The 13,824-nt window shown below is 27.5% G+C and carries 10 protein-coding genes; 7 read left to right on the top strand and 3 right to left on the bottom strand.

Annotated elements, in window-relative coordinates; genetic code table 11:
* From Q4A58_RS07010 to Q4A58_RS07000, 3 genes are all read right to left on the bottom strand, one after another.
* On the bottom strand, positions 1-1,887 hold a 1,887-nt coding region (locus Q4A58_RS07010), incomplete at its 3' end, for a filamentous hemagglutinin N-terminal domain-containing protein (protein WP_303117819.1).
* 17 nt (positions 1,888-1,904) lie between these two features.
* Complete coding sequence (locus tag Q4A58_RS07005; RefSeq protein WP_303117817.1) at positions 1,905-3,509, bottom strand: ShlB/FhaC/HecB family hemolysin secretion/activation protein; 1,605 nt, start codon at positions 3,507-3,509, stop codon at positions 1,905-1,907.
* A gap of 215 nt (positions 3,510-3,724) precedes the next feature.
* Positions 3,725-5,152 (bottom strand): leucyl aminopeptidase, encoded by a 1,428-nt coding sequence (locus Q4A58_RS07000; protein ID WP_303117816.1) that lies wholly within the window; start codon positions 5,150-5,152, stop codon positions 3,725-3,727.
* Between the two features lie 177 nt (positions 5,153-5,329).
* Between Q4A58_RS07000 and Q4A58_RS06995 the strand changes: the two genes are divergently transcribed.
* From Q4A58_RS06995 to Q4A58_RS06965, 7 genes are all read left to right on the top strand, one after another.
* Positions 5,330-5,779, top strand: a complete 450-nt coding sequence (locus Q4A58_RS06995) for a toxin-antitoxin system YwqK family antitoxin (RefSeq protein WP_303117814.1) — start codon at positions 5,330-5,332, stop codon at positions 5,777-5,779.
* 117 nt (positions 5,780-5,896) lie between these two features.
* Positions 5,897-7,480, top strand: coding sequence for a DEAD/DEAH box helicase (locus Q4A58_RS06990; RefSeq protein WP_303117813.1), 1,584 nt, complete (start codon positions 5,897-5,899; stop codon positions 7,478-7,480).
* A 64-nt stretch (positions 7,481-7,544) separates the two neighbouring features.
* Positions 7,545-8,501, top strand: coding sequence for an endolytic transglycosylase MltG (mltG, locus tag Q4A58_RS06985; RefSeq protein ID WP_303117812.1), 957 nt, complete (start codon positions 7,545-7,547; stop codon positions 8,499-8,501).
* Between the two features lie 8 nt (positions 8,502-8,509).
* Positions 8,510-9,868: a tRNA lysidine(34) synthetase TilS gene (tilS, locus tag Q4A58_RS06980; protein WP_368501198.1), complete on the top strand. Its 1,359-nt coding sequence runs from the start codon at positions 8,510-8,512 to the stop codon at positions 9,866-9,868.
* The gene (gene ftsH / locus Q4A58_RS06975) at positions 9,865-12,015 is read left to right on the top strand and encodes an ATP-dependent zinc metalloprotease FtsH (protein WP_303117810.1); all 2,151 of its coding nucleotides are present in this window, start codon (positions 9,865-9,867) and stop codon (positions 12,013-12,015) included. The genes tilS and ftsH overlap by 4 nt, the downstream gene beginning before the upstream one ends.
* 124 nt (positions 12,016-12,139) lie before the next feature.
* A complete protein-coding gene (gene rpsO, locus Q4A58_RS06970) occupies positions 12,140-12,397 on the top strand; it encodes a 30S ribosomal protein S15 (RefSeq protein WP_303117808.1) in 258 nt (85 codons plus the stop codon).
* Positions 12,398-12,501: 104 nt separating this feature from the next.
* Positions 12,502-13,626 carry a YibE/F family protein gene (locus Q4A58_RS06965; RefSeq protein ID WP_303117807.1) on the top strand — a complete coding sequence of 375 codons (1,125 nt, stop codon included), beginning with the start codon at positions 12,502-12,504 and terminating at the stop codon, positions 13,624-13,626.
* Positions 13,627-13,824 lie beyond the last annotated feature (198 nt).

The following is a 13,824-nucleotide window of genomic DNA, read 5'->3' as shown; positions in this document are numbered from 1 at the left end:
TATAATATTTGCTTTTATATTTTTTGCCTTTAATTTAGCAAGGCTTTGATTAGTTATGCTTTCTGTATTTATATCTTTTACTACTTCTATATTCTTTTTATTTGTTATATTTTGACTTTCTATATCAACAGAAAATATATTTCCTTCATTTTCTATATTATTTGAATCCAAACTCTCCGTTAACAATTTTCCTGAATTTTTAATTGATGTAGCTTTAATATTTTTGGCAGTTATATCTTTTTTATTATCTACCTCTTTTATACTAGCCATAATAGTATTTACTTTTCCAGTGTTTTCAAGCTTATCAGATGTAAGATTTTTTATGACACTAAGTGAATCTGTATTTTTTATTTCTTTCACTGCTATATCTTCCGCTAAAGTCTTAGCTAAATTTACAAGTTTATCAGCCTTTAAATTTAATGCTTCCAACTCACCTTTATTTTCTATATTTGTAGCTATCATAGAAGCAGAATAAATATTTCCAAGCTTAGCATTATCTATATTAATTGCATTAAGTTTTTTTGTTACTGTAATAGATTTTTCATTCTCAATATTCTTTGTATTTATGTCTTCACTAATTACAGTTCCACTATTTTTTATTTTATTATTTTCAATACTTCTTGAAACAAGTTTTCCACTGTTTTCTATCTCTTTTATATTAGATTTTTCTAGCTTTAACTCTCCACTTGATAAATTTATTAACTTATCTGAATTTATTGCTTCACTTACAACTATATTTCCAGAATTTACTAAACCAATATTTTCTATTTTCTTAGTATTAATATTCCCTTTATTATTAATATCATTGGCATCAATATTATCCAAAGCTAAAATTTTACCCACATTATCTATACTTTCGCCCTTTAACTTTTTAGTTTCTAAATCTTTATTATTTAATAGATTCCCAGCTATATCAATAGAATTGTTAGATGATATTTTTTTATTATTTTCTACACTTCCCTTAACTTCTATATTGTTATTTACTAAAATATCCCCTTCATTTTTTAAATTTCCTTCTACCTTAAAATTATTCTCAGCAATAAGTTTTTCTTCTATCTCTGTTTCTTTAGCCTTTATATCCACATTATTTTTAGCCTGAGTATCTTTTAAATATACTCTTCCCTTTGTATCTATGATTATATCGCCCTTAGTTGCATATATATTAGCCGCGCTCTTTACTCCTACTCCGTCTTCTGTTGAAATTATCCTTATTCTTCCAGCATAAATAGAGCCTAGATTTCTCGCATCTAGCGCTATCTCAGCTTTATTTTCTTTACTCTTACTTCCAAGCTTTATATTTACTTCTTCTCCGCCATACACTGGTGCTGTTAACTTTGCTGTTCTTGCTATTAATTCAGACTTATTTATATTTCTTAAATCCAAACCTTTCCCTGCTATTTCTATCTGACCTTTTTCTGGATTTTGTAAGTCATCCCCTCTTCCAGTACTTAAAGTTACATTCCCAGTGTTGATAAAGCCTGCTCCATTTATATAGATTCCATTAGGGTTTGCTAAAATATAGTCTGCCTTTTGTCCTGCTATTTCTGTAAAACCTTCTATCTTCGATCTATTTACTCCACTTACTTCTGTAAGTATTGTTGAAGCTGCTCTATTTAAGTTAGGATTTTCATTAATAAGTCCTGCAAGCTTCGTCATTTCTAAATCTCTAGTTGAGTTATTTAAAATTATTCCATCTTTCCCAACATTGTATTCCTTAAATATATTATGCGATATTCCCTTTGAATTGGGATTTTCTATATTGATAAGATGAATATTATTTGCGGTTTTGTCTATATGTAGATTTTTACTTTTTTCTCTATCAACTACTATATTAGAATATGACACATTAAAAATACAGAAAAGAATTATTCCTATTAGCTTTTTCATAAAATTTCCTCCTTAGTTTAAAATCTATATGTCAAACTGGTATACAAAATAGCTTTATTTTTTTCAAAATATGATGGTCTATCAACAGGCTTTGATAAGCTTATACTTCCTTCAAAACTTTTAAAATATACTTTTAAGCCTATTGAAACTCCTTGAATTGTTGCAGGTTTTTCATATTTTATTTTATTATTAAAAGTTCTTCCATAGTCATAAGCTATATAAGGTTCTAAAAATTGTAAACCCTTGTAACCTATTTCATTTCTTATATAAAAACCCTTGTCTCCCTGTAAGCTTTCATCTTTAAAGCCTCTAACTGTTGTATCATCACCTATACCTAATTTCTCTTGAGAATATAGAATATTTTTTGAATACTGTCCTCCTAGATTAATTTTATAGTAAAATTTATTTACTGGTCTGTACCAAGATATATTTAAATTATATTTTCTAAATTGAGCTTTTGGACTATATTTTTCTCTATACCATTCATTATCATCTATATTTGCTCCAAATTTTTTAAGACCAAAGCTAGTAGATAAACTGGAACTTAAAAGTCCTCCCCCCATTCTTCCTGTATATGCTGTATCTAAAGTTAAAACTGACAATTTTCTTGATCCAGTTGTAAGTTTTATATCATCTATATAATTTTTACTATCTTTTAAGGTTACTTTGACTCCAAAATCTATTTTATTATTCTCATTTCTATATATTAATTTTCTTATTCCAAAACTTTCATTTTTGGTTTCGCTACTTGACTTATACTTAGTTCTTAATGAATAAATTGTTCTAAATGTCTCAGACTCATCATAAGAATAATTAAAATTCCAATTTTTAAAAGGTACTATCACATTTAAACTAAAATTATTTGCATCGCTATCTTTATATTGTCTTTGCATCTTCATTTGATATGAGAAATCTATGCTTTCATTTAAACCTATTAAATTATGTAAATTTAATGAGTACTTTAATCTATGCCTTCCCGTTTCCTTCTGTCCTAAATCATTATAGTTGATAGCCAAATTTAAAACTTTGTTTTTTCTATTTATAAAAATATTACTGTAGCTTTCTTCTGTGCTAGCTTTTATATCCATAGTTGAGCTATCAGCTAAGTTATCTATACCTTGATCAAGATCTCTTATATTTAATATTTTATTTTCTCTTTCTGGAAAAGTTATAAAGGTTTTAAATTTATTTTCCTTTCCATCATAAAAAATTTTATCTATCTTGCCCTCTAAAACAAAAAGAGATATCTTACCTTTTTCTAAATCAGACTTTTCCATATTAAGTCCAACTCTAGTCGTAATATATCCCTTTTCAATATATTTATTTTCCAAATTATTAATTAAAGAATAAATATTTATATTCTTTCCTATAAATTTTTTAAATAATGAATTTATTTGAAATTTTTCAAAAATACTGTTACCTTCCAAAGTAATACTATTAACATCAACAATCAGTTCTTCTGTTTGAGCTATTTCCTTATTTTTTTGTACGTCAAAATGCTTATTTTTTATCAAATTTTCAAAATTACTTTGTTCATCTCTTCTTTTTTCTGTGTCTATTAAGTTGTTTGCATAACTATAAGTCAAAATGCCCAAAAAACAAAACAATATTTTCTTAAACACAATAAATCTCCCCCTCATTAGTTCAATTAATTAAATATTACTAAATTTTATATTTATTGTCAATTATTTTTAAAAAATTTTAAAGTTCGTGTTTAATCAAATTTTTTTAATTTCATTATTTAATCTAATAAAAAATACATTAAATTTATATTTCTTTGTATATTAAAAAGAGAAGACTTAAATATGTCTCCTCTCTAACTTAATTTTTTCTCTATTTAACCCTTAATATAAGAGTACACTGTTCTAAATACCTGACCTGTTGCTCCTTTTCTATTGAAATATGGATTTCCTCCATTTGAAAAAGCTGTTCCAGCTATATCCAAATGTATCCATTTTTTACCTTCTACAAATTCTTCTAGGAATTTAGCTGCATTTACTGAGCCTCCCATTCTTGAACCTGTATTTTGCATATCTGCTATATCAGATTTTAAATATCTTTTATATATATCATACATCGGCATTTGCCAAAAATATTCATACCAATTCTCGCTAGCTGCTATCAGTTTTTTAGCTGCTTCATCATTATTTGAAAATACACCTGTCACATCTTCACCCAGAGCTACCATAACTGCTCCTGTTAATGTTGCAGCATCAACTATTTCATCAACTTTTTCTTTTCTTATTATATAAGTTAAAGCATCAATTAAAGTAAGTCTTCCCTCTGCATCTGTATTTGTTACTTCAACTGTTTTTCCATTCATTGTGTCTATAACATCTCCTGGTCTATAAGCATTTGGTCCTATAGAATTTTCACAGGCTGCTACAACACAAGTTACATTTTTCTTTACTTTCATTTTAGCAAGTGCACACATAGCTCCTATCATTGTTGCTGCTCCACCCATATCTTGCTTCATCCCAAGCATAGAATCACTAGGTTTTAATGAAAGCCCTCCTGTATCATAAGTCAATCCTTTCCCAACTAAACCATTAACATATTTACTTTGTTTATTCCCTTTATATCTCATAACTATTACATAAGGTCTATGAAATGCCGCCCTTGCAACTGACAAATAAGATTTAAACCCTAATTTTGCAGCTTTCTTCTCATCAAGTATTTCAACCTCAAAACCAAATTCTTTTCCTAAATCTACAGTCTTATCCGCAAGTGCTTTAGGTGTTAGAACTTCTGAATGCTCGTTTATTAAATCTTTAACTATATTAGAAATCTTAGCAAGTTCATATCCTTCTATCAATTTTGGTACTTTTTTATCTGTCAAATATTCAACTGTTAAAAATTTATCCTTTTTCTTTGTCAAATACTTATCAAATTTATAGTTAATGTGCTCTACAACATCAGCGACTATATCCATATTATCTAGGTTCTTGTTTGCAAAGCTTAAAAGAATTTTTCCTGTATATTCCTTTAAGCCATCATAGATATACTGTCTTGTATTCTTAGGATTTAATTCTTTTATTTCTCCTAAGCCTATTAAAAGTAAATTTATAATTTTTTTGTCCTGTTGAAAAGTTATCTCAATTTTTTCAGATGACTTAGCTTTAAAATCATTTTTCTTAATAACTTCTTCTACAAATTTTTTATTTTCCTTTTTAATATAATCAGGTAATATTATTTTATCAGCTGTAACAAGAACTGCATATCTATCATAGATATTTTCAAACTTTTTTACACATTTAAAATTCATAAAAATCCTCCTCAATTATTAAACTAAGTAGATAATAACACTTTAATTTTTTAATTTCAAGGTTATTTTATAAGAGAATGATTTTAAAAATAAATTTTTTTCTATATTCTTTTAAAAAGATATGATAATATAAGCTTAAATAATTTTGAAAAGTGGTGATGAAATTTGAGAAAATTTATGTTTATATTTTGTTTATTACTATTTAAATTAAATACTTTTTCCGCTGTAAATGAAGTTAATAAAAATGATTTAAAAGTTAAAGATGCTACATATTATTACAATGAAGAACTTTATACAGGAAAAGCTGTGATAAAAAGAGATAGATTTTATTTTTTAAATGGAAGAGCATATGGAAAATGGCTCACTTTCTATAACAATGGAAATATAAAGTCTATAATCAATTGGAAGGATGGTAAACTACATGGTAAGTATATTTTATATCAAAATGATGGAACTAAGTCATCTGAAGCTATTTATTTTGAAGGCAAGGAAAATGGTCCATATAAGACCTATCATAAAAATGGACTTTTAAGAATGACTGGTCAATATGAGATGGGCAAGCCTATAGGAACTTGGGAATATTTTGATAACACTGGAAAACTTACTGGTAGAACTGTGGTTGAATAATTAAATTTATTACTGAAAAAGGGCTAATTACAATGCCCTTTCTTTTTATTTTTATATGAATATAATATTTTATATGCTATAATAACTAGATGATTAAAAAAATTAAGGAAGTGAATAATGGAACAATTAGAAAAATTAAAAGAGTTTAGGGAATTGGGATTAAGTGAAAGAGTATTAAAAATACTTTCAAAAAAAGGTTATGAATCTCCAACACCTATTCAAAAACTTACAATCCCTGCTCTATTAAATAGTAAAAAAGATATAATAGGTCAGGCACAAACTGGAACAGGGAAAACTGCTGCCTTTGCTTTACCTATAATAGAAACTTATGAAACTACTTCACAAATACAAGCAATCGTTTTAACACCTACAAGAGAATTAGCTCTACAAGTGGCAGAAGAAATGAATAGTTTAGCTACAAGTAAAAAAATGAAAGTAATTCCAGTATACGGTGGACAATCAATAGATATTCAAAGAAAGCTTATTAAAACAGGAGTTGATATAGTTGTAGGAACCCCTGGAAGAATTATTGATTTAATAGAGAGAAAACTTTTAAAATTACAAAATTTAAAATATTTTGTACTTGATGAAGCTGATGAAATGCTTAATATGGGGTTTATAGAAGATATTGAAAAAATTCTTTCTTTTACGAATGAAGATAAAAGGATGTTATTTTTCTCTGCTACTATGCCAGAAGAAATAATGAAAATAGCTAAACTACATATGAAAGACTATGAAGTTTTAGCAGTTAAAGCAAGAGAACTTACAACCAATTTAACAGAACAGATCTATTTTGAAGTAGCTGAAAAGGATAAATTTGAAGCTCTATGTAGAATAATTGATCTAACTAAAGAATTTTATGGAATTGTTTTCTGTCGTACAAAAACTGATGTAAATGAAATTGTAGGAAGACTTAATGATAGAGGCTATGATGCTGAAGGCTTACATGGAGATATAGGTCAAAACTACAGAGAGGTCACTCTGAAAAGATTTAAAGCTAAAAAAATAAATATTTTAGTCGCAACAGATGTGGCTGCTAGAGGAATTGATATAAATGACTTAAGCCATGTTATTAACTACGCTGTGCCTCAAGAAGTAGAGAGCTATGTACACAGAATAGGAAGAACTGGAAGAGCTGGAAAAGAAGGAACGGCCATAACTTTTATTACACCTCAAGAATATAGAAGATTACTACAAATTCAAAAGGCTGTAAAAAAAGAAATTAGAAAAGAAAAATTGCCTAACATCAAAGATGTAATTCAAGCTAAAAAATTTAGAATAATTGATGATGTTAATCAAATTTTAATTGATAATGACTATGAAAATTTTAAAAAACTAGCAAGAGAACTCCTAAAAATGGAAGAATCCGAGAACATTGTTGCTGCACTTTTAAAATCAGCATATAGTGATATCCTAGATGAAAGTAATTACAATGAAATCTCTCCTGTTAAAATGGAAGAAACAGGAAAGACAAGACTTTTTATTGCTATGGGTAGAAACGATAAGATGACAGCTAAGAAACTTGTTGAGCTAATAGTAAAAAAAGCTAAAATAAAACAAAGCTCTATTAAAAATGCAGAAGTATATGAAAGTTTTTCTTTTGTATCAGTTCCTTTTAAAGAAGCAGAGTTAATTATAGAAGCCTTTTCAAAAGATAGAAAAGGAAGGAAACCTCTTATAGAGAAGGCTAAGAAAAGATAAACTTTTTCAAGATATATATTATTAAAAACTTTTTATTAATCTAAATTAGATAAAGGAAATTATTATGAAAAAATTTTTTTTATTTTTATTTACACTTATACTAGTAACATTTCTATTTTTTGCTTTTCAATTTGAAAAAAAAGAAAGTTATAACTTGATACTTGAAATTGACTCTAAAAAAAGCTTGAAACATTCTTTAGCAACACTACCTAAGTCAGATAATTTTTTGTTCAAGCTATATTTAAAATTTAGAAATGGTGGTAAAAATATAAAAGCTGGATATTATGAAATAAATGGAAATTACAATATAAGAGAACTTGTTTCCATCTTAGAAAGTGGTAAATCTAAGATGTTTAAATTCACTATTATTGAAGGAAGTACTGTTAGAAATGTTTTGGATAAACTGGTTGAAGAAAAAAGAGGGGAAAGAGAAAACTTCGAAAAAGCTTTAAAAGAAATTTCCTTTCCTTACCCAACTCCAAATGGAAATTTTGAAGGTTATTTCTATCCTGAAACTTATTTAATTCCAGAGAAGTCTTCTGAGAAATTTATTTTAGAAACTTTTTTAAAAGAATTTTTAAAAAGATTCCCTGAAGAAGACTATAAAGATAAAGATGACTTTTATGAAAAACTTATATTAGCTTCCATAATTGAAAGAGAGGCTGCAGTTGAGCATGAAAAAGCACTTATGGCATCTGTGTTTTATAATAGAATGGAAAAAAATATGTATCTTGCAGCTGACTCTACTGTGAACTTTGTTTTTAATTACGAAAAAAAGAGAATTTTTTATAAAGATTTGGAAGTTGATTCTCCATATAATACATATAGAAATAAAGGGCTACCTCCTGCCCCTATAGCTAATCCTACTGTTAGTTCAGTAGAGGCAACATACAAGCCTGCAAAAACTGATTATCTATTTTTTGTGACTAAGGGTGGTGGAGAACATTTTTTTAGCCGAACATATAGGGAACATCTTGACTTTCAAAATAAACAGCTAAAAGAGAAAACTAATCAAAAATAAAGGTTAAAATGATTATGGATTTATTTGGAATTTTTTTGGAATTTAACAATAAAAAAAAGCTCATTGAAGATAATGATGTCATTGTTGTTGGCTTTTCTGGCGGACCAGATTCAGTTTTCTTAGTAGAGATGCTATTAAAACTTCAAACAATGATAAATTTTAAATTTTACTTAGCACATATAAATCATATGCTGCGAGGTGCAAATGCTGATTCTGATGAGCTATTTTCTTGTTCTTATGCAAAAAGAAATAGCATTCCAATTTTCCATAAAAAAATTGATATAAATAAACTAGCTCAAGAAAATAAAAAAAGCTTTGAAGAAGTAGGTAGAGAAGAAAGATACAAATATTTTAGAGAAGTTTCAAAACAAGTTTTTGCAAACAAGATAGCAACTGCTCATAATAAGGACGATCAAATCGAAACTTTTCTTTTTAAGTTAATAAGAGGTAGCTCTTTAGAAGGCTTAGAAGGAATAAATGCAAACAAATTTAACATTATTCGCCCAATATCTGAGATATACAAGGATGATATTTTAAATTACTTGAATAAAAATAAAATTCAATATAAAATAGATGAGACGAATTTTGAAAGTGATTATACTAGAAATAGTATAAGACTTGATTTAATTCCTTTTATTGAAAAAAGATACAATAATAAATTTAAAGATAAAGTCTATTTTTTAATAGAGGAAATAAGAGAAAACAATCTTCAAAACAGACTTTCACTTAAAGACTATATTGATGAAAATAATAAAATAAAGCTAGATGTTTTATTAAATTTATCCTCTTTCAATATAAAAAAAATTTTAAGCAAATTTTTAAGTGAGAATAAAATTATAGTTTCCAGAAGTAAAATTCAAGAAATTGAAAAAATTTTAAATAAAAATGGAACAAAAAAAATTGATTTAGATGCTAATTATAGATTAGTTAAAAACTATGAGTATATTTATCTTGAAGATAAACTTAAAATAACTCATCATAGAGAAAAAGAAAAAAGTTTTAAACCTTTAGATAATGTAAAATTTAATGAATTTTTAATTAGCTCTAAAATTTATGAACCAGGTATTGATGTATTAAATGAAAATAACATTATTTTGAATCTACCTATGGATGCAAATTTAAAATTAAGATATAGACAGGAAGGAGATAAAATAGTTTTAAAGAATTCTAAAATCTTTATTACTAAAAAATTAAAAGATATTTTTATTAATGAAAAGATACCAAGAGATTTAAGGGAAAAAATCCCCATTTTAACATATGAAGATAAAATTATTTGGGTAGTTGGAATAAAAAAAGTAGGAAATCTAGAAAATACTTCTGAACTTAATCAACAAATTTTATTTTCTGTGAAGGAGGTAAAGGATTGAACGACAACAATTTAAAAGACGATAAACTAGAAAAAGATGAAGAGCTTTTAAGAGAAGAACAAATAGTAAAAAATAATCAAGAAAATGAGGATACTGAAAGTACAAAATCTAAAGAAGACTTAGAGGACAATGTTTCTAAAAATGATGACGAAGATTTTGAAATACTTGAAGAAGAAAAAAAGAAAAATAATAGAAATGAAAAGAAAAAAGAAGATAATGAAGAAGATAAAAGAGTGATAGGCAGAGCTTTTAAAGTTAAATTTAGTTTTAAAGGTCTTTTAATGCTTGTATTCATAATAACTTTGCTTATGTACATACCTACTATTATGTCTGAGAGCAAACAACAGGCACAAGTCAAAGAAATATCCTATTCAAAATTTGTTGAAACTTTAAAATCTGGTGAAATTAAAGAAGTTCAGGAAAAAGATGGGTATGTTTACGGTTTTAAAAATATTTCAGATGAGGCTAAGGAAAATAATACTAGAGTTAATTCTTCCTTTAAAGATGTTTTTAATTCCAATAATAAAAATGAAAATGTTTATGGCTTTAGGGCTAGACTTATAACTGATAGATTAGGTTATGACAACAACTTAGTAAATTTAATCTCTGAAAATAATGCTGTTATAAAATCAATTGCACCAGAGCAAACTCCTATTTTATTAAGTTTATTAATTTCGTGGGTTCCCACTTTATTTATAATAGGTGTTTTATTTTTTATGATAAATAGGATGAACAAAAGTGGAGGAGGACCTCAAATTTTTAATATGGGGAAATCCAAGGCAAAAGAAAATGGAGAAAATATTTCTAATATTACCTTCGCTGATGTTGCTGGAATAGAGGAAGCCAAACATGAACTTGAAGAAGTTGTTGAATTTTTAAAAGAACCAGAAAAATTTAAAAAAATTGGGGCAAAAATACCAAAGGGAGTTTTACTTTTAGGAAATCCAGGAACTGGTAAGACTCTTCTTGCAAAAGCTGTCGCAGGAGAAGCTAAAGTACCTTTTTTTAGTATGTCGGGTTCTGAGTTCGTGGAAATGTTTGTTGGAGTTGGTGCTTCAAGAGTTAGAGATTTATTTGCTAAAGCTAGAAAAAATGCTCCTTGCATTGTATTTATTGATGAGATTGATGCTGTGGGAAGAAAAAGAGGAACAGGTCAAGGTGGTGGAAATGACGAAAGAGAACAAACTTTAAACCAATTATTAGTTGAAATGGATGGCTTTGGTACTGAAGAAACTATAATTGTTTTAGCTGCTACAAATAGACCTGATGTATTGGATAGAGCACTTAAAAGACCTGGAAGATTTGACAGACAAGTTATGGTTGATATGCCTGATAAAAAAGGCAGAAAAGCTATACTTGAAGTTCATGCCAGAAATAAAAAATTTGCTCCTGATGTTGACTTTGAAATCATTGCTAAAAAAACTGCTGGATTTTCAGGTGCAGACTTAGCAAATGTATTAAACGAAGCTGCTATTATCGCTGCTAGACATGGAAGATCTGAAATAAATATGGCAGATGTTGAAGAAGCTTCTGAAAAAGTTATATTAGGACCTGAAAAAAGATCTAAGGTTGTATCTGAAATTGATAAGAAAATAACCGCTTATCATGAGGCTGGACATGCAGTTGTAAATCATATTATTGGTGGTGAAACTAAAGTTCATAAAATAACAATTATCCCAAGAGGAATGGCTGGAGGTTATACTATGCCGTTACCTCCCGAAGAAAGAATGTTTTATACTAAAAAACGTATGCTAGATGAAATAACTGACTTCTTTGGTGGTAGAGTTGCGGAAGAAATTGTATTTGGAAAGGACAACATTACTACTGGTGCAAGCAATGACATTGAAAGAGCAACTGGCATAGCCCTTAATATGGTTACAAAATATGGAATGACTGATAAATTTGGCCCTATACTTTTAGATGGTACACAAGACGGGGATATGTTTCAAAGAAAATATTACTCTGAACAAACAGGTAAAGAAGTGGATGACGAAATAAGAAGAATAATCACTGAATGCTATGAAAGAGCTAGAAAAATTTTAACTGAAAATAGATCTAAACTGGAAGCTGTAACTCAGACTTTACTTGAAAAGGAAACTATTATGGGAGATGAATTTGAAGCTATAATGAATAATGATAGCATTTAGATGAGATTTTAATATTTGACATTTTTACATTTATCTGTTAAAATTATCAAGGAATTTAGGCTCAGTTTTACAAGTGGCTAATGTATTACTTAGCTTAGATTATAAATATTAAGGAGGAAAAGCTATGAAAACTAAAGCAGAAATTATAAAAGAGTTTGGAAAATCAGAAGTTGATACAGGATCAACTGAAGTACAAATAGCTCTTTTAACTGAAAAAATTAATCATTTAACTGAACACTTAAGAACTCACAAAAAAGATTTCCACTCAAGATTAGGATTACTAAAAATGGTTGGACAAAGAAAAAGATTACTTACTTATCTAACTAAGAAAGACTTAGAAGGATATAGAGCTCTAATAGCTAAATTAGGTATTAGAAAATAATTTCTAAAAGATATCAAGGGGAGAAATTTATATTTCTCTCTTTTTTATATATAGAAAGATATAAAACACATTATTCTAAAATAAAAATTATGAATGGAGAGAAAATGAAAAGATTTACATACTTTTTTATATTTATTTTTTTATTAATTTCCCCTATGAGAATCTTCGCGAAAGAAGAATATTTTTCAGGAAAAGTTCTATCTCTTATATCTGAAACCAAGGGTAATAATAAAGAAGGCATAGATAAAATTTTAAAATTTGAAGTTCAAATTTTAGAAGGTGCTGAAAAAGGAAAACACATTGAAGTTGAATTTCCTGTTTATACTGAAAAGCAATATAATTTTACTACAAAAATTGGAGATAAGGTAGTTCTTTACAAAAGCTTTGATAGTGAAATTTTAGAAATAAATGAAGAAAAGGAAACTTATGTTGAAAGAATAGATATATCTGATATAGATAAAAGAAATATTCTTTCAGTCCTATTTATTATTTTTATTAGCGCAACTCTTATTGTTGCGAGAAAAAAAGGTACTAAATCTCTCATTGCACTTCTTGCTAGCTTAACATTTATTATTAAAATTTTTATACCTGCAATAGCAAAGGGACATTCTCCTATATTATTTGCAGTTTTTACTTGTATTTTTTCTACTATTGTTACAACTTTTTTTACAACTGGCTTTTCAAAAAAAACTCTTGTTGCTATTTTAGGAACTACTTCTGGAGTTGCTATTGCTGGTCTTATGTCCTATAGTTTTGGAAATATTATGAGATTAACTGGCTACACAGATGCCGAAGTATTAAGTTATGCTAATCTGATATCAAATATTAACTTGAAAGAATTAGTATCTGCTGGAGTAATAATAGGAAGCTTAGGAGCTGTTATGGATGTTGCTGTTTCCATATCTTCTTCAATCAATGAGTTGTATGAAAATAATCCTAAGATAAAAGGAACTGTTCTTTTCAAATCTGCAATGAATATTGGAAATGATATTATTGGAACAATGATAAATACTCTTATTCTGGCGTATGTTGGAAGTTCTATTTTAACAATTCTTTTAGTATACATACAAAGTGCAGAATATCCTTTAATTAGAATTTTAAATTATGAAGATATTGCAACTGAAATCCTGAGATCTGTATGTGGAAGTATTGGAATTCTAACAGCCGTTCCCTTGACTTCTTATATAGGAACTAAAATTTATAAAAGTAAAAAATCTACTACATTTTAAAAAATAGTAACAGCACAAATGCTAAAACTCCTGGAACTTTTTGTATAGAATATGCAAAATCTTCTCCTCCAGGAGTTTTTTCATTCTATAAGCACCTCATATTATAACCAATGTAATTGTAACTTATATAAACTCTCCAATTAATATCTCAGAAATCATTATTTGTGAAAGATAACTAAATTCTTCTCATAAATAAAC

It is taken from the genome of Fusobacterium sp., assembly GCF_030528405.1.
GTDB lineage: Bacteria > Fusobacteriota > Fusobacteriia > Fusobacteriales > Fusobacteriaceae > Fusobacterium.
The sequence above is the reverse complement of the archived record's forward strand: the minus strand, read 5'-3'. Positions and strand labels throughout refer to the sequence as shown.

Excerpts from the sequence above, each read along its gene's own strand:
- Q4A58_RS07000 (WP_303117816.1), bottom strand. The coding sequence starts at position 5,152 with ATGAATTTTAAATGTGTAAAAAAGTTTGAAAATATCTATGATAGATAT.
- Q4A58_RS06995 (WP_303117814.1), top strand. The coding sequence starts at position 5,330 with ATGTTTATATTTTGTTTATTACTATTTAAATTAAATACTTTTTCCGCT.
- Q4A58_RS06990 (WP_303117813.1), top strand. The coding sequence starts at position 5,897 with ATGGAACAATTAGAAAAATTAAAAGAGTTTAGGGAATTGGGATTAAGT.
- mltG (WP_303117812.1), top strand. The coding sequence starts at position 7,545 with ATGAAAAAATTTTTTTTATTTTTATTTACACTTATACTAGTAACATTT.
- tilS (WP_368501198.1), top strand. The coding sequence starts at position 8,510 with ATGATTATGGATTTATTTGGAATTTTTTTGGAATTTAACAATAAAAAA.
- rpsO (WP_303117808.1), top strand. The coding sequence starts at position 12,140 with ATGAAAACTAAAGCAGAAATTATAAAAGAGTTTGGAAAATCAGAAGTT.
- Q4A58_RS06965 (WP_303117807.1), top strand. The coding sequence starts at position 12,502 with ATGAAAAGATTTACATACTTTTTTATATTTATTTTTTTATTAATTTCC.